Origin of the sequence: Polynucleobacter hallstattensis, assembly GCF_018881835.1 — a bacterium.
Classification (GTDB): domain Bacteria; phylum Pseudomonadota; class Gammaproteobacteria; order Burkholderiales; family Burkholderiaceae; genus Polynucleobacter; species Polynucleobacter hallstattensis.
Window position 1 is genome coordinate 243,591 of the sequence record NZ_JACVPO010000001.1, and the last position, 26,501, is coordinate 270,091.

Genomic DNA, 26,501 nt, shown 5'->3' on the forward strand with positions numbered 1-26,501 from the left:
ATCGGCAATCCGTTTAGACTCTAGCTATGTATTAAACCACTAGCATTAATGAGAAAATTATAGAGATGAACTCTGCTCGCACCCTGCTTTCGATCCAAGAACTGGAAATCGACTATCCCAGTCGAGATGGTCAAGGTCGTGTTACTGCGGTTAAAGACCTTAATCTCGATCTTGCTCAAGGCGAGATTGGCTGCTTATTGGGCTCATCTGGCTGCGGAAAATCTACTGTCTTGAGAGCAATTTGTGGATTTGAACCCGTTAAAGCAGGAAAAATACTCCTGCGTGATCAGGTGGTGAGCTCGGCCTCCACTCATCTTCAACCCAATCAAAGGAAAGTCGGCATGGTCTTTCAGGACTTCGCCCTCTTTCCCCATCTCAGTGTTTTGGAGAATATTGCCTTTGGCTTACAACACCTATCAAGCAATGAAAGATCTGTGGTGGCCATGAAGTGGCTTAAGAGGGTTTCGCTATCCGACAAAGCCGATGCATATCCTCATGAGCTCAGTGGCGGCCAACAACAGCGTGTGGCATTAGCCAGAGCAATGGCACCAGAGCCAGATTTAATTTTGCTAGATGAAGCTTTCTCTAGTTTAGATATTGAGCTTAGAGAGCGTCTTGCTGGTGAGATGCGAGAGATCCTTAAGGCAAATAACATTACCGCCCTACTAGTGACTCACGATCAATTTGAAGCCTTTGCCATTGCCGATAAGGTCGGCGTTATGACGGATGGCAAAGTACTTCAATGGGATGTCCCCTACGAGCTTTATCACAAGCCAGCCAATCGTTATATTGCCGACTTTATTGGTCGCGGGGTATTTCTGAAAGGTGTTGTCCAAGCTAACAACAAAGTCAGAATTGAGTTGGGTGAGCTCGACCTGGAAGAAGATCGCAGCGCTGAAGTTGGAAAAGAAATCGATGTACTCTTGCGCGCTGATGATATTCAGCATGATGATCACAGCACTCTGCTAGCAGAGGTCGTGCGCAAGACTTTTAGAGGAGCCGACTTCTTGTATACCCTCAAGCTCGCTTCAGGTGTTGAAATTTTTGCTTTTGTACCCAGCCACCATGATCATGCAATTGGTGAAAGGATTGGCATACACCTAGTGGCTGATCACGTTGTGACCTTCAGCGAATAAAGAAGTGCTATAGACGGGCAATCAATAAATACCTCATGACATCAACAGCCTGCATAGAATTAAAAGACCTCCGACTGAATACCCAGATTGGGACCTATGCGCCCGGCGCTATCATTCCTGATAAACATCTACTGAATCTGACTTTATGGATTAGCACTAAACTGATTTTGATTTCAGAAGATTTCATGGATCAGGTGTTCGACTACGATCCCCTCGTCCTTGAAATTGATCGCTTAGCTACCCATGGACATTATGAGACTCAGGAAAGATTAGTCACCAGGATAGTTGAGGCATGCGCTCGCTATTCAGAAATTGAGTCTCTAGAAATTAGCCTCAGGAAAACACCCGTACGAGAGAGCTCGGGCGTATTGGGGATCAAGCTATACCTTGATGAAAGTAGCCTAACTAACATGAGAGCAAGGCTAGTTTAGGTGCTTAAGCTTCTTCCTCAAGGGCATTGATGAGATGGTCATACTTTAAAAAATTTTCACGATGTCTTCTGTAGTACAAAAGGCCTTCACTCAGGCTGGCTACAGTAGCGCCCTGCTCGCGCATTTTGTCCCAGAGATTCCAGTCCTCCTGCGGATGAATACCATCGGCATATCTTTCCTTGTAGCCCACTTGTTGACCCAGAGAGGTTCGATACATCATTGAACCATGATGCTTTCCTTCGCGATCCCAATAGAGATCTCCCTGGTGAGACCGAGTCTCGCCAGGAACGCGGTCATGAATCTCTTCCTTTAACTCGCCAGTAACCACAATGTCATAAGTAACGATATCTGCACGAGCATTGGATAACAACTCAATTGCATCCGATCTGAGCCAATTATCAGCACCAATGAAGAGAACATATTCAGTACCAACTCCCATTAGTACATCATGGAAATTATCCACAGTGCCTAAATTCTGGGGCCTGAGAATATATTCAATATCGGGATATAAGTCAGGTAAATGGCCACAATCATACGCGCCATCATCGATAAATAGAATTCTGGCGGGGGCTTTTGTTTGAGATAGCAAGGACTCAATACAATGCGCTGCAAGGTGGCCGTACTTATAAGAGGCGATAACGACAGTAATCATAGTGCTGGGCATTAGAACACGAAAGTGTGATGCCTGAATGAAGCCCCACTTTAAACCCACATACAATAGAGAAATGTTGATACAAATCGCCAATCTTCTTCTCCAGGTTCTCATTAGCATTGTTGCGGGGGCATGTCTCCTGAGATGCTATCTCCAGTGGCTCGCATTTAATCTGGGTTCAGGCCAAAGCAGGACTATTGGCGCATACGTGCTGCCACTGAGCAATTGGATTGTGATTCCACTTCGCAAGCTGATCCCCAGTGTTGGTCGCCTTGATGTAGCTAGCTTTTTAGCTGCTTACCTACTGGTTGCAGGCAAGACAGCGATCCTTTTATTACTGTCAGGAGCCACCTTAACAAATGTCTTTTGGCCTCTATTGGCCTTAACTGATTTAGTGGATCTGATACTTTCGGGATTGGTTGGCTTGGTTTTTGCAAGCGTCATTCTCTCTTGGATTAGTGCTGGCTCCCAGATTCAGTACTTGGTCTCACTACTGGTTGAGCCACTGCTGGCGCCAATCAGAAAAGCAATGCCCAACTTTGGAGGTCTAGATTTATCGCCCCTACTGCTACTGCTCATCTTGCAAGTTCTGCAGATTGTGGTGAGCAATCTGAGGTAACTCATGAAGTCTAATTAGCCTCAAGATGCTCCTGAATGACGTTGATAAAGTGTTCGCCATAACGCTCTAGCTTAGCCTGCCCGACTCCACCAATATGACTGAATTGATCTAAGGTTGTGGGCGTAGACTGCACCATCTCCTGCAAAGTGCTGTCATGAAAAATCACATAGGGTGGTACCCCTTGTTCACGTGCTAGTTCAGTTCGCTGAGCCTTAAGTGCCTCCCACAGTTTTTCATCTGCAACATTGCTAAAGGGATGAGTAGAACCCTTTCTTGCCCCAGATTTCGTAGCCTTACTCTTGGAATAGCCCGTTTCTTTTCGTAGCCAAACTTCTTGCTCTCCTCGTAATACAGGCAAAGCAATACTATCCACCAACTTTAAACCGCCATGTAATTCAATATCAGCATCTAAATATCCACCAGCTACCAATTGACGATAGATACTGTTCCACTGAGCTTGATTCAGTTCTGCACCAATACCGAATGTACTCACTTGCTCATGAAAATATTGTTTCACTCTGGGAGTTACTTTACCCAAAAGCACGTCAATTAAATGGGTCACACCAAAGCGTTGGCCTGTGCGATAGACACATGACAATGCCTTTTGTACTTCTTGCGTAGCATTCCAAGTCGCCACTGGTTCTAGGCAGTTATCGCAGTGACCACAACTACCTGCATGTGTCTCTCCAAAGTAGCGCAGGATCGTTTGATGTCGGCATGTCGTAGATTCGCAATAGCCAAGTAAAGCATTGAGTTTTTGGCGCTCTACTCTCTTGCGATCTTCAGAAGCTTCACCGGAATCCACCATTTGCCGCAAGCTCACCACATCCCCAAATCCATAGGCCATCCAGGCATTGGCTGGCAAGCCATCGCGCCCCGCACGTCCGGTTTCTTGGTAATACCCTTCCATACTTTTGGGTAGATCTAGATGGGCCACAAAGCGGACGTTGGGCTTATCAATACCCATACCAAACGCTACAGTTGCGACCATGATGACGCCCTCTTCACGCAAGAAGCGTTTTTGATTAGCGCTGCGGGTTTCCACGCTGAGGCCAGCGTGATAGGGCATGGCATCCCACCCACGGTCTTGCAACCATTGCGCAGTTTCTTCTACACTGCGACGCGATAAGCAATAAATAATGCCAGAGTCATCCGCGTGCTCGGCATCTAAAAAATGTTCCAACTGTTGCTTGGCACTCTGCTTTTGCAGAACTCGATACTTAATGTTGGGACGATCAAAGCTAGAGACAAATTGCTCGGCAGACTCTAGCGAAAGACGCTCCACGATTTCTGCGCGAGTTGGCGCATCTGCTGTCGCTGTTAAGGCAATACGGGGAACTTTTGGAAAGCGCTCATGCAGAATGGTTAACTGGCGATATTCTGGACGGAAATCATGCCCCCATTGTGAAACGCAGTGGGCCTCATCAATAGCAAATAAGGCAATTCCCGGTCCAGCATGAAGTCGATCAAGTATAGATAGAAAACCTGGGTTCATTAGGCGTTCTGGCGCCACATAGATCAAGTCAAGATCTCCAGCCAACAATTGAGTGCTTACTTGCTGTGATGTTGCCGCATCTAAACTGGAGTTTAGAAATGAAGCCTTAACACCCAACTGGGTTAGCGCATCTACCTGGTCTTGCATCAGCGCAATGAGGGGTGAAACTACCACCCCTACACCGCGTCGAATCAGTGAGGGAATCTGATAGCACAGCGACTTACCGGCGCCTGTGGGCATGAGGACCAAAGCATCACCGCCAGCAATTACATGCTCAACAATAGACGCCTGAGCACCACGAAATTGATCAAAGCCAAAAACATCATGAAGTACTTGATGACTCGATTGCAACAGTAATGCTCCTTTGAAATAAAAAGCCCCACGTCATGGCGGGGCTTGATGAATATCTTCTCTATATTTACCAATACAGAATCTGGTTGGCGGAGAGGGTGGGATTCGAACCCACGGTAGGTTTGACCCTACGCTTGATTTCGAGTCAAGTACATTCGACCACTCTGCCACCTCTCCGAACCGAACTTTAATTATAGCGAGTTGACTTGAATATCCTGCTTAAACTTAGGGAAATAAGGTAATGTTGACTCAAAGTAATTGCAATTGAATAATCAGATATGAGTAAAAATCGAACACCCAAGAGTCAGATCAAAAAAACACTCAGTAGAAAAGATCTTGCGCGAGAACTTAAAACGTTTAGGGACTCAATGAAGATGGGGAAGTCGGTCATGGATGAAGTCCGCTCTGAGCCCCGCTACGAACTGCCCATTAAATCAGCTTAAGCACTTCCAAACCACCCAAGTAAGGTCGCAAAGCTTTCGGTATAGCGATACTGCCATCAGCCTGCTGGCAGTTTTCTAAAAGAGCAACACCAGTTCTTCCAACCGCAAGCCCAGAACCATTTAAGGTGTGCACTAATTCGGGCTTTCCTTGTCCTAACTTATATCTTGCCTGCATACGTCTTGCCTGAAAATCGCCCATATTGGAGCAAGAGCTAATTTCGCGATACGCATTTTGTGATGGAATCCAGACCTCAAGGTCATAGGTCTTTGTGCTTCCAAATCCCATATCGCCAGTGCACAGTAATACTTTTCGGTAAGGCAACTCAAGTAACTCCAATACCTTTTCTGCGTGCGCAGTTAACTCTTCAAGTAGCTGCATCGAGTCTTCTGGCTTGGCTATTTGCACGAGCTCTACTTTTTCAAATTGGTGCTGACGGATCATGCCGCGCACATCACGACCATAGCTTCCAGCTTCAGATCTAAAGCATGGGGTGTGAGCAACAAATTTGAGTGGTAACTCCTCAGCCGCTGTAATGGTGTCACGCACTAGATTGGTAACCGGAACTTCCGCAGTAGGGATGAGATAAAAGTTTTCAACTTTTGCTTCGCCTGACCCATCTTCACCACCCATTTGGCGGGGGACTTTAAACAAGTCTTCTTCAAACTTAGGCAACTGACCAGTGCCCCGCATAGATGCAGCGTTCACCATGAGGGGAACGTAGAGCTCTTCATAGCCATGTTGGGTTGTATGTAGATCGATCATGAATTGCGCTAGTGCACGATGTAATCTAGCAACCGGTCCCTTTAGAACAACAAAGCGTGAGCCGCTAATCTTTGCAGCAGATTCAAAATCAAGCCCTAGTGGCGCGCCCAAATCTACATGATCCTTCACGGGAAATGTAAACTCAGGGATCGTACCCCAACGCTTTACTTCCTTGTTTTCAGTTTCATCCTTACCCACCGGCACCGCTTCGTCCGGCAAATTAGGAATACCCATTAAGAAATCCGCAATTTCTACCTGCAATATTGCTAAGCGTGCTGCACCTGATTCCATATCGACGTTGATCTGTGTTGCTTCAGCCATCTCAGCAGCCGCATCCTCGCCTTTACCTTTTTTCATACCAATGGCTTTGGCCAGCTGGTTACGCTTTGCTTGCAATTCCTCAGTGCGAGTTTGCAAGGATTTACGCTCGGACTCTAAGGTGTTGAACTTCTCAACATCGAGTTGAAATTTACGCGTAGCTAAACGGGCAGCAACGGCTGCGATATCTTTACGAAGTAATTGCGGATCAATCATGTAATGCTCTATTAGTTAATGGGTATGTACGTTAGTTTAAGCGTAAGACTTCTGCGCCAGCAGGTGGCGCAAAGGTAAATCGATTGGCGGGGAGACTCACATTGAGCTGAATCTTATCTAGAGTTACTAAAACAACGCTTCCAAGGCCATCAATGAGTTCCAGCGCTTTAGGTAGGCCATTGGCCATTCCGACAGAGATCTTGGTGTACGGTAAGTCATTGCCATTTTTTGCATTAGGATTTTTCTTGGGGGCCAGAGTAACCCATTTCATACCGAGACGATCCTCGCCCTCAACTAAATCAAAGTGCTGATCTAGAGAAGTCTCCCCAAATAAGATTGCAGCAGGAGTAGTTGCTAAAGCCTGACCTGCAGGCCTAAAGGTGGCTTGATTTAAATCCTTGTCCCACATGATGAGTTGCTTGCCATCAGCAATGAGTTTTTGCTCGTATGGTTTTTGGGTATCCCAAATAAATCTGCCTGGACGTTGAAACACAAAACGCCCCTGTGTTTGGCGCACGACTTTTAAACCTTTGTCTTGCGGCTCATTTGCTTTGGGTGCACGCAACTGTTGTTGCACAAACTCCCCTTCAGCAGTTTTAGAGTTACGTACAAACTGACGCAACTGCTCAGCTCCACTCTCACCTTCCGCCAATGCTAAGTTTGGAGACAAAAGAACTGTGAGCCCTAAAGCCGCTACTGAGAAAAATCTGCGCAAGGGGATGGCCTTATTCAGAGGGACGATGGAGGATTTCGCGATTACCGCCATTACCCATCTTGGAAACTAAACCAGCTTTCTCCATATCCTCGAGTAAGCGGGCTGCGCGGTTATAGCCAATGCGTAAGTGACGCTGCACCAAAGAGATCGATGGTCGCTTGTTTTCTAAAACAATAGCGACTGCTTGGTCATACAAAGGATCAGCTTCGCCGCCACCTTCACCAGTCAGAGCGTCGATAGTCGATTCGTCAGCGCCTTCTAAAACACCGTCAATGTAATTAGCCTCACTCTTGTCTTTGAGCCACTCAACCACACGGTGAACTTCGTCGTCAGAAACAAAGGCACCATGAACACGAACCGGCAAACCAGTACCTGGCGCCATATAGAGCATATCGCCCATACCAAGTAATGCTTCAGCTCCCTGCTGATCCAGGATGGTACGACTATCGATCTTGCTGCTCACTTGGAATGAAATACGAGTTGGTACGTTAGCTTTAATCAGGCCTGTAATCACATCCACGCTAGGACGTTGCGTTGCCAAGACCAAATGAATACCTGCAGCACGTGCCTTTTGGGCAATCCGGGCAATTAACTCTTCGATCTTCTTACCGGAGACCATCATCAAGTCTGCTAACTCATCTATCACGATGACAATCACGGGTGCTTTATAGATTGGCTCTGGATCCTCTGGTGTCAAGCTAAATGGATTAGTGAGCTTTTCACCTTTTTCTTCGGCTTCTAGAATTTTTTTATTGAAGCCAGCGAGGTTACGCACACCAAACTTACTCATCAGCTTGTAACGTCGCTCCATCTCATTTACAGCCCAATTGAGTGCGTTATACGCTTGCTTCATGTCAGTAACCACTGGGCATAAGAGATGCGGAATCTTGTCGTACATTGCCATCTCAAGCATCTTCGGATCAATCATGATCAGACGCACTTCATCTGGTTTCGCCTTAAAGAGGATGGACAAAATCATGGCGTTGATACCAACAGACTTACCAGCACCGGTAGTACCGGCAACTAGGCAATGGGGCATCTTCGCTAAGTCAGCAACGACGGGACTACCTGAAATATCCTTACCTAAAGCAAGAGTCAAGTTAGAGTGGCTGTCGTTATAAACCTGAGAGCTCAAAATCTCAGAGAGGTAAACCGATTGTCGTGTTGGATTTGGTAGTTCCAAGGCCATACAAGTTTTACCTGGAATAGTTTCTACAACACGCATACTCACCACACCTAACGAGCGCGCCAAGTCACGTGAGAGATTAACAATTTGACTACCCTTTACACCAACAGCAGGATCAATTTCGTAACGAGTTACCACTGGACCTGGATAGGCTGCGATAACTTTCACTTCTACGTTGAACTCGGCCAACTTACGCTCAATTAAGCGAGAAGTAAATTCCAATACATCTGCTGAAATGGTTTCTTTTACTTCTGGGACGGGATCAAGTAGAGCTAAGGGCGGCAATTCTGAATCCGGAATATCTACAAAGAGTGGCTGCTGTTTTTCACGCTCAACGCGGGCGCTCTTCGGAATCTCTACTGGGGCACGAACAATCTGTACCGGCTTAGCAATTTCCACCCGCCCACGAAACTCTTCAACGAACTCTTCGCGCTCTTCAGCGGCTGCTTCACCTAATTTACGATCTTCTTCGCTATCGCGACGCTCACGTAAACGGTTATAAGTAAGCTCGAGAGTACGGCCTACTTTTTCAGCAACATCTAACCAGGAGAAGTGCAGAAATAATGACAGGCCAGCACACAGAGTGAATAACAACACAATGGTGGAGCCAGTAAAACCTAGCGTCATCTGCAAGGGGTCACCAATTAGCTCGCCCAAAATACCACCAGGAGGCCTAGGAAGCTCCCAGGTCAGCGAATGCATACGAATAGACTCAAGCCCCATACTGCTCAATAAAGTCAGTCCAAAGCCCAACCAACGCACTAATAGGGAATCTGGCTTGGCATCTAGATCTGGCGGAAGAGGAATGCTCCAAAGTTCACGCCAGCCGCTCAAGACTCGGCGGCCAAAGAGCATGACCCACCAAAATGAAGAAATGCCGAAGATATAGAGTAATAAGTCAGCCAAATAGGCCCCAAAACGCCCACCCAGGTTCTTGGGAGCCTCAAAGCTGGCATGTGACCAAGCTGGATCTGCCTTGGAATAAGTTACCAAAATAGCCAATAAACCCAAACAAAGGCCAACCGAGATAAACCAACGGGCCTCTAAGAGGAGGCGGGGCATCCTACCCTGCCCTTGATTCTCAGGGGGCTGGAGGCCTAACGGTGTTTTTGACTTCGGATATGCGGTTCTTGCCATGTTCTACCGATTGTAATCAAGCAATCCTATAATTTGAATATGACTACAAATACCCCAAAACACTCCAAAGTCCTTATCCTCGGTTCAGGCCCTGCTGGCTATACAGCCGCAGTGTATGCAGCTCGAGCCAATTTGAGCCCCACCCTCGTTACTGGTTTGGCACAAGGCGGTCAATTAATGACGACTACAGATGTAGAAAACTGGCCAGCTGACCCAGATGGCGTCCAAGGCCCAGAACTGATGGATCGCTTTTTAAAACATGCAGAGCGCTTTAATACCAACATCATCTTTGATCATATTCACACTGCTGCTCTGACTGAAAAGCCAATCCGATTGGTTGGTGACTCCGGGACATACACCTGTGATGCTTTAATCATTTCTACAGGCGCTTCCGCTCAATATATTGGCCTTCCAAGTGAAGAAGCATTTATGGGTCGTGGCGTTTCTGGATGCGCAACTTGTGATGGATTCTTCTACCGCAATCAAGATGTTTGCGTAGTCGGTGGTGGTAACACTGCTGTTGAAGAGGCGCTCTACCTTACTGGGATTGCCAAAAAAGTTACGGTGATTCATCGGCGCGATAAATTCCGCGCAGAGCCTATTCTCAATGACCGACTCATGGCCAAAGTAGCTGAAGGCAAAGTCGAGCTCAAATTGAACTCCACACTCGATGAAGTCTTGGGCGATGAAAAAGGTGTCACTGGTGTTCGCATTAAAAAAGCCGATAGCAGCACAGAAGATATCGCTGTAACTGGTGCCTTTATTGCGATTGGCCACAAACCCAATACCGAGCTATTTATTGGTCAGCTCGATATGAACAACGGCTACATCAAGACACACTCCGGTTTGGAAGGCAATGCTACTGCTACCAACATCCCTGGCGTATTTGCAGCAGGCGATGTCCAGGACCATATTTACCGTCAAGCTATTACTAGTGCAGGCACTGGATGTATGGCTGCATTAGATGCCCAGCGCTACTTGGAGACTTTGGAGTAACACAGACTAAGCAAGGGGCCAAATAAAAATGCCTAGCATTGCTAGGCATTTTTATTTACATTTTATTCTTCTAAATTGTCAGCGGCTCACCACTGGTAATAGCGGCACGATCAACAATGCCACGATGTTAATAATTTTGATGAGTGGGTTTACTGCAGGACCAGCAGTATCTTTGTAGGGGTCACCGACAGTATCACCAGTGACCGCAGCCTTGTGGGCCTCAGAACCTTTACCGCCAAAATGGCCTTCTTCAATATATTTCTTGGCGTTATCCCAAGCGCCGCCACCAGTGCACATAGATATTGCGACAAACAAGCCCGTCACAATCGTGCCCATCAGCAAGCCACCCAAAGCAGCGGGTCCCAGTAAGAGACCTACTGCGATAGGAGCCACTACGGGTAAAAGTGAAGGAACAATCATTTCCTTGATCGCGGCTGAGGTCAACATATCTACTGCTTTGCCGTACTCGGGTTTTGCAGTACCCTCCATAATTCCTGGGATCTCACGGAACTGACGGCGGACCTCTTCAACCACTGCACCAGCACAACGCCCGACCGCTTCCATTGCCATCGCACCAAACAAATATGGAATCATGCCACCAATAAAGAGGCCGATGATTACCATATGATCCGAGAGATCAAATGACACTTGCTGACCAATAGCCTCCAGCGCGTGGGTGTAATCCGCAAAGAGAACTAGCGCAGCAAGACCTGCTGAACCAATCGCATATCCCTTGGTTACGGCCTTGGTCGTATTGCCCACCGCATCCAATGGATCTGTAATGTCACGAACCGATTGCGGCATGCCAGCCATCTCTGCAATACCACCGGCATTATCTGTAATCGGACCATAGGCATCAAGAGCCACCACAATGCCAGCCATAGACAGCATCGCAGTCGCTGCAATCGCAATGCCATAAATACCTGCTAACCAGTAAGCTGCATAAATAGCAGCACAAACAAACAGCACTGGATAGGCAGTCGATTTCATCGAAATGCCTAAGCCTGCAATGATATTAGTACCGTGACCTTTGGTAGAGGCCTCAGCAATATGTTGTACTGGTTTAAATTGAGTACCCGTGTAGTACTCGGTAATCCAGACTAAGCCGGCAGTTAGCAGTAAACCAACTACAGTGGAGCCAAACAAACGCCACTGACTTCCTGGGATACCCAGGGCATCGTCAGGCATGATGAAATTAGTAACAAAATAGAATGCAACTAAAGAAATACTCCCAGCTATGATTAAACCTTTATACAGCGCAGGCATGACATTTTTCATACCCGGCGTTGCTTTCACAAAAGAGCAGCCAATAATCGAGGCAATGATCGAAACTCCACCCAGTAAAAGCGGGTAGACTACCGCAGCCGCTGATGCACTAGAAACCATGAGTGCACCTAACACCATTGTCGCAATTAGTGTCACTGCGTAAGTTTCAAATAAGTCAGCCGCCATACCAGCACAGTCACCGACGTTATCTCCAACGTTATCGGCAATCACTGCAGGATTCCGTGGATCATCCTCCGGAATACCTGCCTCCACTTTTCCGACTAAGTCAGCGCCTACGTCAGCGCCTTTTGTAAAGATACCGCCGCCCAATCGCGCGAAGATAGAAATCAAGGAAGAGCCGAATGCTAAACCGATTAAGGGGTGCAAAACTGATGATAGGTCTTTACCCGATCCAATTGATATAAGGAACATAAAGAAAAGGCCAACACCCAGTAAGCCAAGTCCTACTACCAACATACCAGTAATAGCGCCACCTTTGAATGCCACATTGAGAGCTTCATTCATTCCTTTGGTAGCCGCTTCCGCAGTTCGGACATTAGCCCGCACCGAAATATTCATACCAATAAAGCCACAGGCGCCCGAAAGTACCGCACCAATGACGAAGCCGATAGCCGTTGCAAAATCCAGAAACAGCGCTATCAAGATCGTGAGGACTACACCAACAATGGAAATCGCCTTGTATTGGCGGGATAAGTAAGCTGCAGCTCCCTGCTGGATCGCCTCAGCAATTTCTTGCATCTTTGCGTTACCAGTACTTTGCTTCAATATCCATCCGCGCATCACAAAGCCATAAATCACGGCTAGAACACCGCACGCCAAGGAAAAATACAAGCCTAATGTGACATTACCCATGCTTGAACCCCTTATAAATTAGATCTAAATTGTGTTTATCTGTCAGCTATGTCCGCCCAATTCTGAAAGCGATAAACTAGAGCCTATAAGCTTTACCAGTATGTAGCAGAATTACTACCCTAGCGCTTTTGTAAGATCAGGGTATTTACTAATCACTATCCGGAGTATGAATGAGTCTCGACAACGTCAAACCAGGGAAAAAAATCCCCGAAAGCTTTAATGTCATCATCGAAATCCCAATGAATGCAGATCCAATCAAGTATGAAGTTGACAAAGAAAGTGGTGCCATTTTTGTTGACCGCTTTATGGGCACTGCAATGCATTACCCATGCAACTATGGGTATATCAATAAAACTATTGCTGGTGATGGTGACCCCGTTGATGTGCTTGTTATCACTCCATTCCCTTTGATTCCTGGTGTGGTTGTGAGTTGTCGGGCAATTGGGGTATTGATGATGGAAGATGAAGGCGGACAAGATGCCAAATTGTTAGCCGTTCCAGAAGATAAGATTTTGCCTATTTATACCCATTGGCAAAAACCAGAAGACATCAATCCATTACGTTTAAATCAAATCCAGCATTTTTTCGAACACTACAAAGATCTCGAGCCAGGTAAGTGGGTGAAAGTTAAAGGGTGGGGTGGTGTTGCCGATGCCCATAAAGAAATTCTTGAAGGTATTGAGGCATACAAAAAAGAGCATCAAAGCTAATTCTTATTCAACTTGTTAACCAGATTGAGCTCGCAAAAAATCGCCCTAGCGCAAATCAACCCACTTTTGGGTGATTTGCCTGGCAATGCGCAGCTCATCTCTCAAGCCGTGGCAGATGCTTATGTACAAGGCGCCACTCTAGTTCTTACGCCTGAGCTCTCGCTCACCGGCTACCCTCCAGAAGATTTGTTATTGCGCCCAGCCTTTATTGAGGCAGCAGATCGCGAGCTCAGTTGTTTAATGCTAGAGCTCCAAAAATTTCGAGGACTGACTGTCATCGTTGGCCACCCCAAGAAGACTACCGCTGGTTTGCAAAACTATGCCTCCGTCATTCGTGATGGCAAAGTCATTGCCGGCTATGCCAAACAAGAGTTGCCTAATCATGAGGTGTTTGATGAGGTGCGTTATTTCACGCCAGGTCATGACGCCTGCGTTTTTGAAAATGCAGGCATTCAGTGCGGACTCATTCTTTGTGAAGATGCTTGGCATGAGGGTCCTGCTAAACAGGCTCATGCAGCAGGCGCCCAAGTACTGCTGGTTCTCAATGCCTCGCCTTATCACCTCCAAAAAGAATCCTTACGTATTGAGGTGCTGCGCAAACAAATCGCCTTAAACAAGATGCCGCTGGTTTATGTGAACGCGGTAGGCGGCCAAGATGAGCTAGTTTTTGATGGCGGCTCATTTGCTTTAAACAACGCAGGCAAAGTAGTGATGGCCCTGCCGCAGTTTGAGACTGCTCTTGGCTATGTAGATGTCAATGCATCTGCCGATTTAGAGTCAGGAACAATGGTTATCCCATCTAGCGTAGAAGCTCAGGCTTACCAAGCACTTGTTCTAGGTGTGCGTGACTATGTTCAAAAGAATCGTTTTCCGGGAGTCATCATTGGCCTCTCGGGTGGAGTTGATTCTGCCTTGGTGTTGGCGATTGCAGTAGACGCATTGGGCGCAGACAAAGTTCGTACCGTGATGATGGCTTCACGCTATACCGCCGACATCTCTTGGATTGATGCGCGAGAAATGGCCCAGAATCTAGGTGTTCAATATGATGAGATCCCTATTAGTGAACCTGTTGATGCTTTGGAACATGCCTTAGCTGAACAATTTAAGGGTCTCAAACTCGATGCTACTGAAGAAAATATTCAGGCCCGAGTGCGAGGCACTCTTCTAATGGCGCTCTCCAATAAAACAGGTCGACTAGTTTTAACCACTGGCAACAAGAGTGAAATGGCTGTGGGCTACTGCACTCTATACGGAGATATGGCTGGTGGCTTTGCGGTCATTAAAGATATTGCTAAAACTTTGGTTTACCGCTTGTGTGCTTATCGCAACAGTATTGCCCCGATCATTCCGGAGCGGATTTTGACGCGCGCTCCTTCCGCAGAATTGCGCCCCGATCAAACCGATCAAGATAGCTTGCCATCGTATGAAGTGTTGGATGGCATTGTCGAGCGCTATATGGAGCAAAACCAATCCATCGCCCAAATCATTGCCGCTGGATTTGATCCTGAAAGCGTAGAAAGGGTAACCCGCCTTATTAAGCTCAATGAGTACAAGCGTCGCCAAGCACCTCCCGGCGTTCGAGTCACTACTCGAGCCTTTGGGCGTGACTGGCGCTACCCCATTACCTCCCAATTTAGGGCGTAACGGGGCATTAGTTCTCAGTTCTAGGTATGATTACTGTATTAAGGGGAATATATGAAGCTAATCACATCCATTATTAAGCCGTTCAAACTTGACGAAGTTCGTGAAGCCCTAGCTGAAGTAGGCGTTACTGGACTGACTGTTACCGAAGTTAAAGGCTTTGGTCGCCAAAAAGGTCACACCGAGCTCTATCGTGGCGCCGAGTATGTAGTCGACTTTTTGCCCAAGGTGAAGGTAGAAGTAGTTGTTCCTGATGACCGCGTAGATTCCGCAATCGAGGCAATTACTAAAGCAGCACGCACAGGCAAGATTGGTGATGGCAAGATTTTCGTTAGTCCGATCGAACAGGCCATTCGTATTCGTACTGGCGAAACTAACGACTCAGCTGTTTAAGCGCAAGCATTTAACGTGCTAACTCGCTAACTCTTCCGAGGGTTAGCGCAGCTGAGAATCTATCCGGTCTTCGGATGGCGTGACCACTTCAGCTGCTTCTAATATTAAAGTTTTGTAATTCAGGTTTGTCAGGCGCACTTTTGCGCCCTGAAAAAACACGTCAGCCTGAGCAAGACCGCTAGTGAGAACTTTAAATGGAGGTTTGCCATAAAAAGATGCCCCTGTGCTAGGCTCAATAAGCTTGTTTTGTATCTTTCCAGTGGCATCACTTACACAAACAACTTGCTTTGATTTCACCTGTACATAAACCATATCAGCAGCCTTACGCGGTGCATCTGTTTTATAGTTAATAATGCCTTCTTCAGGCGGGCAGGCTACCGTGGCTTCGGTGCTGGCAACGGACGCTGGCGGAACGACTACTGCTATAGAAGGTGCTTGGGCTACTGGTGCTTCAACTGGCACCGCCGCTGGGACGAGCTCAATGATTTCTTCTTTTACAAGGACGATTTCTGCTGGTTTTTCTGGGAAAAATAAAGGTCGTAAATTCACCACTGCAAATACTGCAGCTGCAGCCACGCTCAACCCAAGAACGAGTTTCTTTTGTGAGGTCGATTTTGACTTTGAGATGACTTGATTGAGAGGCGCTTCTTTTGCCTGAACTTTTTTTTCTTCTTCAAGCAGCTGACTCTCTTGCACCCGCTCTTGAGTTTCGACAGTCTCTATTTTTGCTTCCGCCTTTTGAGGGGACGCTTTTTTAGCCCCCTCACTCTTTGGAGCATCTGTTAATTTAACTTCTGCAATTGGTAACTGCAATACGCTTGAGGTCTCAGGAGCAGTTGCACCGAAATCAAACGCCTCTTCATCACTTAAATTAAGTAGTTTTGCTACTTTCTTAGCAGCAGTCGCTTTGATTTGAGCGCTATAGAAGGAGCTGGTTTCACCATTTTCAATCTGCTCAATTTGGCGAGTGGATAGACATGCCATTCCACCGAGCTCTTTAGTACTTAAGCTCAGCTTTTCGCGAGCATTAGTAAAAGCCTCTTTACGAATATCGGGAAATTTGGAATTAGTATTCACAAAAATGATTTAAGTGTTTTATCTATCAAAATGTTGCACCATATTAGTGTCAATTTAGTACTAGGGCAATTAGCCTAAGGGCTAGCTACTCTGGAGGTTTTCTAAATCAGATTCGAGGTACTTTGCAACCAATAATTGCACTGAATCCACGCTCATCTTGTCCATTACTCTAGCCTTATGGACCTTGATTGTGGCATCGGTTGTGCCTAACTTAACAGCAATATCCTTGTTGAGCAATCCCTTTACTAGCCAAAAGCAGACTTCCTTCTCTCTGGGAGTGAGGGTAGCAAAGTCTTTCTTAGTTTCCACTTCTTTGGAAAGTCGCTTGAGCTGGCGTCTATCAAACTCAAGGGCATCTGCAACTGACTTCAATAAATCTTCTAAATTGAAGGGCTTAAATAGAAAATCTACAGCACCCCGTTTAAGACTTGCAACAATTTGATGGGGATGGCTCTGACCACTGACAAATACAATGGGGGTTTTACGGCCGAGTTGGACTAATTTTTCCTGTAAATCCAATCCAGTCAAATCTGGCATTTGCATATCGAGCAAGATGACAGCCGGCGCTACTGGTACTGAATGCTCTAAAAATGCCACTGCTGAGGAGAAGTCTTCCACGATATAACCGACATCCTTGAGCATTCTGCCTAAGGAGATACGCATCGACTCGTCGTCGTCAATTAGGTAAATATGGCCAACTTTAGTCATTGAATTTAAAAGGAAAAGTAATTGATGAGGCAATGTACCGTAGCTTTTTTAACAAGGATATTAGCTCTTAAGCTAATAATGAGGCCAAATTAACAAATACAATAGACAAATCTTTTTGTTGCGATGCAGAACAAGAGTATGGGAATGACTACATAAACCCTGCATTCCCCCTTGTATCACGGCACAATAGAGCTTTTCGACAAATTCTTTTCTTGGAGTCAATATCAGCATGAAACGCCTCAATGAACGCTCGCGCAATGTCACCGAAGGGGTTGCTCGCGCTCCCAATCGCTCAATGTATTACGCGATGGGCTATGAAGAGAAGGATTTTGTTAAGCCAATGGTTGGCGTGGCTAATGGCCATTCCACCATTACCCCTTGCAATAGCGGTTTACAAAAACTGGCAGATGCCGCAGTGAGCGCTCTTGAAGAAGCGGGCGCAAAGGCGCAAGTGTTTGGCACTCCGACCGTCTCAGATGGCATCGGTATGGGTACTGAGGGTATGAAATATTCTCTCGTCTCGCGTGAAGTGATTGCCGATAGTATCGAAGTATGTGTAAATGGTTTATGGCAGGATGGCGTTCTCGTTATTGGTGGCTGCGATAAGAATATGCCAGGCGGAATGATGGCAATTGCTCGCACCAACGTACCAGCCATTTATGTTTATGGTGGAACAATTAAGCCCGGTCATTACAAAGGTAAAGAGCTCAACATTGTTTCTGCATTTGAAGCTGTTGGTGAATTTACCTCCGGCCGCCTCAGTGAAGAAGATCTGAAGGGTGTTGAGCAAAATGCTTGCCCAGGTAGTGGTTCCTGCGGAGGTATGTATACCGCCAACACCATGAGCTCCTCATTTGAAGCTTTGGGCATGAGCCTGCCTTACTCATCGACGATGGCAAACGTAGATGCTGAGAAAGTCACTAGCGCTCATGAATCGGCCATTGTATTGGTCGAGGCAATTAAAAATAATTTACGTCCACGCGACATCATTACCAAGAAATCTATTGAGAACGCAGTGAGCGTCATCATGGCAGTTGGTGGCTCTACCAATGCGGTTCTCCATTTTCTGGCGATTACCAGCGCTGCTGAAATCGATTGGACGATTGATGACTTTGAGCGCATTCGTAAGCGCGTTCCCGTGATCGTAGATATGAAACCATCTGGTCAGTATTTAGCAACAGACCTTCACCAAGCTGGCGGCATTCCGCAAGTGATGAAGATCTTGTTAGATGGCGGACTCTTGCATGGTGACTGTATGACCATTACTGGTAAATCGATTGCAGAAACATTAAAAGATGTTCCATCCGTACCGCGTGCCGATCAAAAAGTGATTCGCACTCTAGACACTCCGCTTTATAAACAGGGTCACTTGGCAATCCTCAAGGGCAATATCTCTCCTGAAGGTTGCGTTGCCAAAATTACCGGCCTGAAGAATCCATCTATTACTGGCCCTGCTCGCGTATTTGATTCTGAAGATGATGCAATGGCTGCCATCATGGCGCAAAAAATTAAGGATGGCGATGTTGTAATCATTCGTTACGAGGGCCCTAAAGGAGGTCCTGGCATGCGTGAGATGCTTGCTCCTACCTCCGCCCTCGTTGGTCAGGGCTTAGGCGAGACAGTAGGTCTTATTACCGATGGCCGCTTCTCTGGCGGCACTTGGGGCATGGTTGTAGGTCACGTTGCCCCTGAGGCTTTTGTAGGTGGCGTGATTGCCCTCATTCATGAAGGCGACTCTGTCACGATCGATGCCCATAAGTTACTTATTCAGTTAAACGTTGACGAGGCAGAAATTGCTAAGCGCCGTGCTGCTTGGGTACAACCAAAGCCACGCTACACCCGTGGCTTGCTTGCTAAATACGCAAGCTTGGCAAGTAGTGCCAGTAAAGGTGCGGTGACCGATCTGGATTTAAAGATCTAAATTGACTGACCCAACAAAAAAGCCCCTAAGTAAAACTTGGGGCTTTTTTGTTGCTCATCCTACTAAGGTTCAGCTCAGTGCTTCATAGCGCCTGGGCTGCCCATCGCATTCACAGGCATCTTTACTTCAACTTCACCAGCTTTAGCAAACTTGAGCTTTACCGGAACAGTCTCGCCTGCAGCCAATGGGGCCTTAATATTCATGAACATTAAATGTAAACCGCCTGGCTTGAGCTCAACGGCTCCACCTGCTGGCACTACTACCTCTTTAACTTGGCGCATTCTCATGACGTTACCTTCCATCGCCATCTCATGCAATTGAACTTCACCGGCAACAGGGGAGCTGGCAGAAATAAGTTGATCGGCAGCACCTTTGTTTTCAATCTTCATAAAACCACCAGCCACTTGCTGACCAGGAACGGTTGCGCGCGTATAAGCGTTTTCAATTTGCACGCTACCTACTTTTGCGTTTTGAGCTTGCGCCGTAGCAATCATGCCAAAACCTGCCACGACAAGAAATACTGCATTAAATAATGTATTACGTTTCATTTATAAATCCCCCTAGTTAATCTTAAATTTTCATCATCAATGAGGTTTGCACACATTTACTTTACTACCAACTCATTGTCTTAGTGCCGTCTTTGAATAAGGCGTCACCAGTTACTTTGGGGCTGCCCAGCTTGATACCAGAAATCAAATCAGCCTCAGTGAAACCGGCTTGCTTTAAGCACATTGGGCACATGATGACTAAAGCGCCGCTAGAAATCACTTCAGACAAAGCCTGCTGCTGTTCGGCAAACTTAGTAGAGCCCGCCTTCACACCCATCATTACGGCTTTGTCATTCAGAAAAATAGTCAAAGGATGACCGTTAGCGGAATGATGCTTACCAAAGTTAATCGCCATGGTAGAGCGATGCAATTCATCAGTTGAAAGATTGATGAAGAGTGGATCATTAGCGCCAGCAAAAGCTGATAGTGACAAAGTTGCTAATACTGCAATTACTGCTGATTTCAAAGTCTGAATAAACATGTACTGCTCCTTTTTGAATACAACGGCTAATTTTCCCAATAAATATAAGCGGTAGCTTGATCGAAATCAAATAATCTTGCCACCACAAATTACTAAATTAGTTAAAGCTTGCAGACAAGCCAATGGAGCCCCATGTGCCTGGCATTGGGTATCCTTGGCGATAGCTGTACTGTTGGTTAAAGATATTTTCAACCATTACGAAAACTTCACCTTTTTTTCCTAGCTCTGGAATTGGGTATGACACGCGAGCGTTGGCAACTGTGTAACCATCCATTCTTTGGGTATTTGAACTGCCATTGCGATTTAAATTTTGTCCATAAAATGCTGTTTGATATTGACCATCTACAGACAACCTAAATTTCCCTACGTAACCAGTAATAGCAGCATTAAACGCATTTTGTGGTGCATACGGTAGATTAGTAGTGCTGTCATTATTCAAATATGTCCAGCCACCAAATACTGTCAACTCAGGAATAATTTCACGCTGTCCAGATAATTCAACCCCTTGCATGGTGTACTTGCCATAGTTAAACCATGAAGCGTTGGCAAATGAAAATCCATACCTATTTGAAATGGTATCTTGAAATAAGCTCATATCAATACGTGATTTTTTATCTGGGAAAATTTTCGTGCCAACTTCAAGATGATTATTTTCTTCAGGTGATAGTTGCTTCCAAGTGTCGGAAAAATTTACACCCCCACCAGTGTTTGTTAAAACAGCTGCCGTTAATGCAGGCCCCTCCATTCCAGGGTAATTTATACCCTTTGAAGCATTTGCAAATACAGTGACTTTGTCTGAAACCAAAGAAACACCGCCATATGGAGCTGCTTTAGAAGCATAGTAGTTATTTTGATATGTTCTAACACCAGCAGATGGGACTAGCGACCAAGCACTATTTAATAGTAAGTTATGACTTAATCCAACATATGGCGAAGTCATCTTAAATGTAGGCAGCGTTGTTTTTGCCGCGCTTGTCTTGGCTACGTTAGTTTGAGTGATACTTCCATAGGAAGAGTCATAATCAAGCCCCAGCAATAATGTTCCATTTTGCCAAGGAGTAACGCTCTCTTTCCATCGGAAACCTTGCATTGTAAAGGGCTGATCTTCTGTTCCCCAGTCGGCTGAATTATTAAGGTTGCCCTTTCCTGTATTGGAGTAAACACGAAACTCACCCTCTACAAGATCATATGAATGCTTGAGAACAGCCGTAACCATTTGCGCCGCAGTATCGTAAGTTGGCGCTACAGCTGGCGATGCCGAAAGATTGCTACCGGGATCTTTTACTGAGTTATTTAATGCCATTCCACTTACACTAGCCGACCAATTTTGATTAATCTTCATACCTAGGCCGCCCATAATATTGGCTAATTGACCGCTAGCATTCGTTCTATGACCATCTGATTTTGAGTAACCTTGCGCGAGAGAGTAGTCAATATCATCACTGCGACCAACCATATCAACTTGCTCAATAACTGTGTTGTATGAACCATAAGAAATGCGAGCATTACCTGAAGCACCATTTTCTGGTCCAGCAGTTTTTGTGGTTAGGTTAATAGATGCAAAGTTATTACCGGTAACCTGCGGTTGGGGACTTTTGAATATAGTGATATTTTTCATGCCATTTACTGGCAATAGATCTAGGACAGCATGATTCCAGATCGGCATATACATCGGAACATTATCAATATAAGTTTTAATCTCACTACCCGGGCGACTCAATCCCATACCTCGAATGAAAATGGAGCCTCCCTCATCGCCACCAAACGAGCCAACTGGGTTGTATCTTGAAATTTGTGTTCCAGGAGTATTACGCAATGCAGAAGCTAAATCCGCAGCATGTAAATCACGGATTGTGTCATCAGTAATAACAGCAGATACACTTGAAAACTTATCAATCTCAATTTCCGCTACGTCTGGCTTAGCTGTAACAATTACATTTGGTAGGTTTTGCGCATAAACATTGCCAGCCATGATGAGTGAGGCGGCAAGTGCTAATTTTGTTTTATGTAGTTTCATTTTTTAACCTCGAGTTAATGTTTTGAATCAGATCCATGCTGCATGCCGTGACCCATAGTCACAACACCATCAAATGAATCCAGTTGTTTAATTTTTTGTGCAGATAGCGGTGCTTCTGCGGTGCTGAGTTTTGCAGTAATCTTTTGAGCAATTCCCTTGGGGATCCCAGCCGATGCAACAGCACTAGGATCTTTAAACCCTGCACCACCACAAGCAATAATTTCCCAATCAGCATGCTTTCTTCTGAGAAGAGCACGGCCACCCTTTTGACCTTGAGTCCAATCTGCAATCGCAACTTTTCCTTCAATAACGATCGGGGTAGTTTGCACTTTCAGATTGGGCTGATCAAACGTCTTAGAAATCAACGCTTTGATCTTCTCCTGAGACTCCGCTTCAGTTTGAGGATGAGCTATAGCATGTCCCGCATAAAAAAATGTTGAAATAACCAAACCCACTAATAGGATTTTCATACTCAACAGATTCCTGAAGGGCGTACTCACTTTATTTATCTGATCCATATTTACTTCTGGCTGATTGGAATGGGTGTGAGCACGAACTCAGCACTACCTATTGGGGTATGTGTGCTAACAGCATTCGAGACAACCAGGCAACTGGTATACAAAAGCCAAATACCAAAACCCATGGCTATACCGATATAGACGCGCTTTAAACGACGTGAGATTTTTTCAGATAAATACATGTACTTCTCCACACAAGATTGCGGCAAGCAAGTTGCCTATCGCATAGCTAAGCTATGCCCTAAAAAGATTTAGGCTTGTGTAGGAGGTGCAGCTGAGGGAGGTGTTACCCAAACAGCGAGGAGCTTGGGTGATTGATAGAAAAGCTGTGGCAGCAAAGCAAGTGTTTGCGGCGCTTGGAAAGTGAGGTTGGTGTTGAATGCTGGTGTGATGACTGTATGAGTAATGCAATATGGACACGGCTGCGCGTCAGCACGATCTGTTTGCTCTTCAATTTGCACATTAATCTGTGATTTAGTGCCATCAGCAGAACAGATTTCCATTGCAAAACCTTGGCCATGCTTCGCTAGCGATACCGCCTGAGAAATTGCTGGCGCAAGCGCACTCATTGCGATTGCTAGAGCAGCAATCCAGTGAATGAGGCGGTTTTTATGGAAATTCATGATTTGAGGATTTTATCGGACTTTTAGGTTTTCCATGAAAAAAGGGGCTGACGCCCCTTTTTTCTATGAATTCGCTATTTCTAGCGTGTTTCATTACTTATGCTGCAGCCACCTTTTTCTTGCCAATGAACTTACCAATCAATGGCCAGAACAACAATACCAGAGCCAATGTTGTGATCGCGCCTACCAAGTAGTTAGAGAAGAAAATATCTAAGCTACCTTGTGAGAACAACATGGATTGACGGAAAGAGTCTTCTGCACGGTCACCTAACACCAAGGCCAAGACCATTGGAGCCATTGGGTAATCGAGTTTTTTGAATACATAACCAATAACACCAAAGCCCAACATCAACCAAACATCAAACATGGCATTGTGAACGGTATAGGCACCTACTGCGCAAATCACAATAATGACTGGCGCAATAATTGAGAATGGAATTCTCAAAATAGAGGCAAACAATGGAACGCAGGTTAATACAACAAACAAGCCTGCCAAGTTACCCAAGTACATACTAGCAATTAAGCCCCAAACAAAGTCTGGCTTCTCAACGAAAAGTAATGGGCCAGGTTGCAGACCCCAAATCAACAGGCCACCTAGCAATACGGCCGCAGTTGGCGATCCAGGGATACCCAAAGACAACATTGGGAGAAGTGCGGCTGTACCTGCGGCGTGAGCTGCCGTCTCTGGAGCAACAATACCTTCCATCTTGCCGGTACCAAACTTGTCGCCATCTTTAGATACGCGCTTCGCTACACCGTAAGCCATGAAAGATGCAGGAGTTGCACCACCTGGGGTGATACCCATCCAGCAACCGATTAGGCAACTACGCAATGAAGTAGCCCAATATTTTGGCAACTGCTTCCAAGTTTCCCAAACAACCTTACCGCGGATCTTTGCTGCGGCGCCTTGGAAAGCCAAGCCCTCTTCCATCGAAAGCAGAATCTCGCCGATACCAAACAAACCGATCACAGCGATCAAGAAGTCAAATCCACGCATTAACTCTGGGTTACCAAAAGTTAAGCGCAACTGACCTGTAACAGTATCCATACCAACGGTAGCCAAGGCAAAGCCAAGCATCATGGCGGAGATGGTTTTGAATGGCGAACCTTTATTCATACCCACAAAACTACAGAAGGTGAGAAGGTAAACCGAGAAAAACTCTGGCGGACCGAATTGGAGTGCAAATTTCGCAACCAATGGTGCCAAGAAGGTAATCATCACAATTGCGAAGAAAGCACCAACGAATGAAGATGTGAACGCTGCAGTTAATGCCTCGCCAGCTTTGCCATTGCGCGCCATTGGATAACCGTCAAAGGTTGTCGCAACAGACCAAGGCTCACCCGGAATATTAAAGAGGACAGATGTAATTGCGCCACCAAACAATGCGCCCCAGTAAATACAGGACAGCATGATGATCGCGGAAGTTGGCGGCATTGTAAAAGTCAATGGCAACAGAATTGCAATTCCGTTAGCGCCACCTAAGCCAGGCAATACGCCGATGATCACTCCGAGCGTAACACCAACCAGCATCAGCAATAAGTTAAAGGGCGTCATTGCAACGGCAAAGCCGCTGAATAGAGCATTAATTTCTTCCAACTTGGACTCCTTCTTTTCTAATCTTTTTTAATAGTTATTGTTTTTTATTGCACGCCAATGAACTCGAGCGGATTGAACCATGAGCCATGTGGCAATGGAACCTGAAACCAGAATTCAAACATGAGGTAGAGGGCGGCACTCACCCCAACAGATACAGCGACTGCTTTCCAGATTGGATATTTTCCCAACCAAACCATGAATATCGCGATGTAAACAGCTGAAGCAACGTAAATACCAATTAATTGCACGCCCAACACAAAAACAATAGCTGGTAAGAGCACAGCCATGACTTGCTTCAGAGGCTCGCTATCGACAAATGACTCTGTTTTCTTTTTCTTATTGACGATTGCAGCTTGATAGAGGGTTACCGTGCTTGAAAGCAAAATAATCAAACTAATATAGAAAGGGAAATAACCGGCTTCGGGACCATCAGCGCCCCAGCTAGCGCCTAACTTAAGACTCCCAACCATCACCACTAGGCCTACCGCAATAAACAGGAGGGCGGTAACCACATCCATTGCTCTAACGCTGATTGCTGATTCTTGATTTGAGTTATTAACTTGTTCAGACATTTTTTTATTCACTAATTAAAGTTGATTCATACGGGTACTTAAAAAATAGGACCCCCAATCGGAGGTCCTACTCTATAGGCCTTTAAATTACTTAGCCAAAAAGCCAGCTTCAGTCATTAACTGCTTATGTAAAGCTTCGTTTAATGTGAGCCAATTTCTAAACTCTTTACCAGTCATAAATGTCTGATTGAATGCGCCATCAGCCATGAACTTTTTCCACTCTGGTGTAGCGCGTACTTTCTTGAATAAATCGATATAAAAATCAACCTGCTCTTGAGTTACGCCTGGAGCCATGAAAATACCGCGCAGCATCACGTAGTCAGTTTTTACGCCTGCCTCGTTACAGGTAGGTACGTCATACCATGACATAGTTTCTGTAACTTTTTCTTTGTATGGCATCCGTGTGTCATCGAATACGCATAGAGCGCGCAACTTATTAGCACGCCATTGCGCTACTGCTTCGATTGGGTTGTTCACAGATGAATCAATGTGATTACCTACGAGTTGAACAGCAACGTCGCCACCCCCTTTGAATGGGATGTAAGTGAACTTAGCACCAGTCGCTTTTTCAAGGGCAACAGTAATGATTTGGTCTTCCTGCTTAGAACCAGTACCGCCCATTTTGAATTTACCTGGGCCAGCTGCTTTGGCGGCATCAATATATTCTTTGGCTGTTTTGTAAGGCTTGTCAGCGTTATCCCACAAAACAAATTGGTCAAGAGCCAACATCGCTACAGGAGTGATGTCCTGCCAATTAAATGGAACGCCAGTTGCTAATGGAGTTGTAAACAAGTTCGAGAGAGTAATCACGATCTTATTTGGATCGCCCTTAGCCTCTTTAATTGCCAAGAATCCTTCAGCTCCTGCACCCGCACCCTTATTCACAGGAATTACTGCCTGCTTCATCAAGTTATTTTTAGTAATAATGCCTTGGATCATGCGGGCCATTTGGTCAGCACCACCGCCAGGACCGGCAGGAATGATGAACTCAACTGGCTTAGTTGGCTCCCAAGCAGCGAAAGCAGGTGAAACACCAGCAACACCGAGGGCTAATGCGGTGGAAATCAATGCCCCTTTTAACTTCATTTTCATGAACGC

26 protein-coding genes and 1 tRNA gene are annotated in these 26,501 nt (G+C 45.9%); 9 read left to right on the forward strand and 18 right to left on the reverse strand.

Annotated elements, in window-relative coordinates:
* The first annotated feature begins 65 nt into the window (after nt 1-65).
* Both ICN26_RS01270 and ICN26_RS01275 read left to right on the forward strand, forming a co-directional pair.
* A complete protein-coding gene (locus ICN26_RS01270) occupies nt 66-1,136 on the forward strand; it encodes an ABC transporter ATP-binding protein (protein WP_216266235.1) in 1,071 nt (356 codons plus the stop codon).
* Nucleotides 1,137-1,171: 35 nt separating this feature from the next.
* Nucleotides 1,172-1,567, forward strand: coding sequence for a dihydroneopterin aldolase (locus ICN26_RS01275; protein ID WP_216266236.1), 396 nt, complete (start codon nt 1,172-1,174; stop codon nt 1,565-1,567).
* Between the two features lie 4 nt (nt 1,568-1,571).
* Here the strand turns inward: ICN26_RS01275 and ICN26_RS01280 are convergent, their stop codons facing one another.
* Entirely contained in the window at nt 1,572-2,231 is a 660-nt protein-coding gene (locus ICN26_RS01280; RefSeq protein WP_216266237.1) for a glycosyltransferase family 2 protein, read from the reverse strand.
* Nucleotides 2,232-2,292: 61 nt separating this feature from the next.
* Between ICN26_RS01280 and ICN26_RS01285 the strand changes: the two genes are divergently transcribed.
* Nucleotides 2,293-2,838 carry a YggT family protein gene (locus ICN26_RS01285; protein WP_216266238.1) on the forward strand — a complete coding sequence of 182 codons (546 nt, stop codon included), beginning with the start codon at nt 2,293-2,295 and terminating at the stop codon, nt 2,836-2,838.
* Nucleotides 2,839-2,848: 10 nt separating this feature from the next.
* Here the strand turns inward: ICN26_RS01285 and recQ are convergent, their stop codons facing one another.
* Both recQ and ICN26_RS01295 read right to left on the reverse strand, forming a co-directional pair.
* Complete coding sequence (recQ, locus tag ICN26_RS01290) at nt 2,849-4,684, reverse strand: DNA helicase RecQ (RefSeq protein WP_216266239.1); 1,836 nt, start codon at nt 4,682-4,684, stop codon at nt 2,849-2,851.
* A gap of 87 nt (nt 4,685-4,771) precedes the next feature.
* Nucleotides 4,772-4,861 (reverse strand) — tRNA-Ser (locus ICN26_RS01295).
* Between the two features lie 101 nt (nt 4,862-4,962).
* Between ICN26_RS01295 and ICN26_RS01300 the strand changes: the two genes are divergently transcribed.
* Nucleotides 4,963-5,127: a hypothetical protein gene (locus tag ICN26_RS01300; protein ID WP_216266240.1), complete on the forward strand. Its 165-nt coding sequence runs from the start codon at nt 4,963-4,965 to the stop codon at nt 5,125-5,127.
* On the opposite strand, the gene serS is transcribed toward ICN26_RS01300, so the two are convergent.
* From serS to ICN26_RS01315, 3 genes are read right to left on the reverse strand one after another with little or no spacing between them, the layout of a single operon-like run.
* Nucleotides 5,114-6,424, reverse strand: a complete 1,311-nt coding sequence (gene serS / locus ICN26_RS01305; RefSeq protein WP_216266241.1) for a serine--tRNA ligase — start codon at nt 6,422-6,424, stop codon at nt 5,114-5,116. The two genes, ICN26_RS01300 and serS, sit on opposite strands and share 14 nt — an antisense overlap.
* 31 nt (nt 6,425-6,455) lie before the next feature.
* Nucleotides 6,456-7,139, reverse strand: coding sequence for an outer membrane lipoprotein periplasmic chaperone LolA (lolA, locus tag ICN26_RS01310; RefSeq protein ID WP_255534342.1), 684 nt, complete (start codon nt 7,137-7,139; stop codon nt 6,456-6,458).
* Between the two features lie 10 nt (nt 7,140-7,149).
* Nucleotides 7,150-9,462, reverse strand: coding sequence for a DNA translocase FtsK (locus tag ICN26_RS01315; RefSeq protein WP_216266243.1), 2,313 nt, complete (start codon nt 9,460-9,462; stop codon nt 7,150-7,152).
* Between the two features lie 39 nt (nt 9,463-9,501).
* Here ICN26_RS01315 and trxB point away from each other — a divergent pair, with 39 nt between their 5' ends.
* On the forward strand, nt 9,502-10,458 hold the full coding sequence (gene trxB, locus ICN26_RS01320) for a thioredoxin-disulfide reductase (protein ID WP_216266244.1): 957 nt from the start codon (nt 9,502-9,504) through the stop codon (nt 10,456-10,458).
* A gap of 78 nt (nt 10,459-10,536) precedes the next feature.
* Here the strand turns inward: trxB and ICN26_RS01325 are convergent, their stop codons facing one another.
* The gene (locus tag ICN26_RS01325; protein ID WP_216266245.1) at nt 10,537-12,597 is read right to left on the reverse strand and encodes a sodium-translocating pyrophosphatase; all 2,061 of its coding nucleotides are present in this window, start codon (nt 12,595-12,597) and stop codon (nt 10,537-10,539) included.
* A 170-nt stretch (nt 12,598-12,767) separates the two neighbouring features.
* On the opposite strand from ICN26_RS01325, the gene ppa reads away from it, so the two are divergent.
* The 3 genes from ppa to glnK are packed head-to-tail and all read left to right on the forward strand — an operon-like array spanning nt 12,768 to nt 15,341.
* Nucleotides 12,768-13,307, forward strand: coding sequence for an inorganic diphosphatase (gene ppa, locus ICN26_RS01330; RefSeq protein WP_216199300.1), 540 nt, complete (start codon nt 12,768-12,770; stop codon nt 13,305-13,307).
* Nucleotides 13,308-13,331: 24 nt separating this feature from the next.
* Complete coding sequence (locus ICN26_RS01335) at nt 13,332-14,951, forward strand: NAD+ synthase (protein WP_216266246.1); 1,620 nt, start codon at nt 13,332-13,334, stop codon at nt 14,949-14,951.
* A gap of 51 nt (nt 14,952-15,002) precedes the next feature.
* Nucleotides 15,003-15,341 carry a P-II family nitrogen regulator gene (gene glnK / locus ICN26_RS01340; protein WP_216266247.1) on the forward strand — a complete coding sequence of 113 codons (339 nt, stop codon included), beginning with the start codon at nt 15,003-15,005 and terminating at the stop codon, nt 15,339-15,341.
* A gap of 42 nt (nt 15,342-15,383) precedes the next feature.
* Here the strand turns inward: glnK and ICN26_RS01345 are convergent, their stop codons facing one another.
* Nucleotides 15,384-16,418 carry a hypothetical protein gene (locus tag ICN26_RS01345; protein ID WP_216266248.1) on the reverse strand — a complete coding sequence of 345 codons (1,035 nt, stop codon included), beginning with the start codon at nt 16,416-16,418 and terminating at the stop codon, nt 15,384-15,386.
* 81 nt (nt 16,419-16,499) lie between these two features.
* Nucleotides 16,500-17,126, reverse strand: coding sequence for a response regulator transcription factor (locus ICN26_RS01350; RefSeq protein ID WP_216266249.1), 627 nt, complete (start codon nt 17,124-17,126; stop codon nt 16,500-16,502).
* A gap of 229 nt (nt 17,127-17,355) precedes the next feature.
* Here ICN26_RS01350 and ilvD point away from each other — a divergent pair, with 229 nt between their 5' ends.
* Nucleotides 17,356-19,047, forward strand: a complete 1,692-nt coding sequence (ilvD, locus tag ICN26_RS01355) for a dihydroxy-acid dehydratase (protein WP_216266250.1) — start codon at nt 17,356-17,358, stop codon at nt 19,045-19,047.
* Between the two features lie 74 nt (nt 19,048-19,121).
* On the opposite strand, the gene ICN26_RS01360 is transcribed toward ilvD, so the two are convergent.
* The 9 genes from ICN26_RS01360 to ICN26_RS01400 all read right to left on the reverse strand — a co-directional run bounded on the left by ICN26_RS01360 (nt 19,122) and on the right by ICN26_RS01400 (nt 26,489).
* Nucleotides 19,122-19,595: a copper chaperone PCu(A)C gene (locus ICN26_RS01360; RefSeq protein ID WP_216266251.1), complete on the reverse strand. Its 474-nt coding sequence runs from the start codon at nt 19,593-19,595 to the stop codon at nt 19,122-19,124.
* 64 nt (nt 19,596-19,659) lie between these two features.
* Nucleotides 19,660-20,076, reverse strand: a complete 417-nt coding sequence (locus ICN26_RS01365) for a DsrE family protein (RefSeq protein ID WP_216266252.1) — start codon at nt 20,074-20,076, stop codon at nt 19,660-19,662.
* Nucleotides 20,077-20,173: 97 nt separating this feature from the next.
* On the reverse strand, nt 20,174-22,093 hold the full coding sequence (locus tag ICN26_RS01370) for a TonB-dependent receptor (protein ID WP_216266253.1): 1,920 nt from the start codon (nt 22,091-22,093) through the stop codon (nt 20,174-20,176).
* Nucleotides 22,094-22,107: 14 nt separating this feature from the next.
* On the reverse strand, nt 22,108-22,563 hold the full coding sequence (locus ICN26_RS01375; RefSeq protein ID WP_216266254.1) for a copper uptake system-associated protein: 456 nt from the start codon (nt 22,561-22,563) through the stop codon (nt 22,108-22,110).
* Nucleotides 22,564-22,613: 50 nt separating this feature from the next.
* Nucleotides 22,614-22,793: a hypothetical protein gene (locus ICN26_RS01380; protein WP_216266255.1), complete on the reverse strand. Its 180-nt coding sequence runs from the start codon at nt 22,791-22,793 to the stop codon at nt 22,614-22,616.
* A 69-nt stretch (nt 22,794-22,862) separates the two neighbouring features.
* Nucleotides 22,863-23,234, reverse strand: coding sequence for a DUF2946 domain-containing protein (locus tag ICN26_RS01385; protein WP_216266256.1), 372 nt, complete (start codon nt 23,232-23,234; stop codon nt 22,863-22,865).
* Between the two features lie 97 nt (nt 23,235-23,331).
* Nucleotides 23,332-24,831, reverse strand: coding sequence for a tripartite tricarboxylate transporter permease (locus ICN26_RS01390; protein WP_215326661.1), 1,500 nt, complete (start codon nt 24,829-24,831; stop codon nt 23,332-23,334).
* A gap of 44 nt (nt 24,832-24,875) precedes the next feature.
* On the reverse strand, nt 24,876-25,403 hold the full coding sequence (locus ICN26_RS01395) for a tripartite tricarboxylate transporter TctB family protein (protein WP_216266257.1): 528 nt from the start codon (nt 25,401-25,403) through the stop codon (nt 24,876-24,878).
* Nucleotides 25,404-25,490: 87 nt separating this feature from the next.
* The gene (locus tag ICN26_RS01400) at nt 25,491-26,489 is read right to left on the reverse strand and encodes a Bug family tripartite tricarboxylate transporter substrate binding protein (RefSeq protein WP_216267612.1); all 999 of its coding nucleotides are present in this window, start codon (nt 26,487-26,489) and stop codon (nt 25,491-25,493) included.
* Nucleotides 26,490-26,501 lie beyond the last annotated feature (12 nt).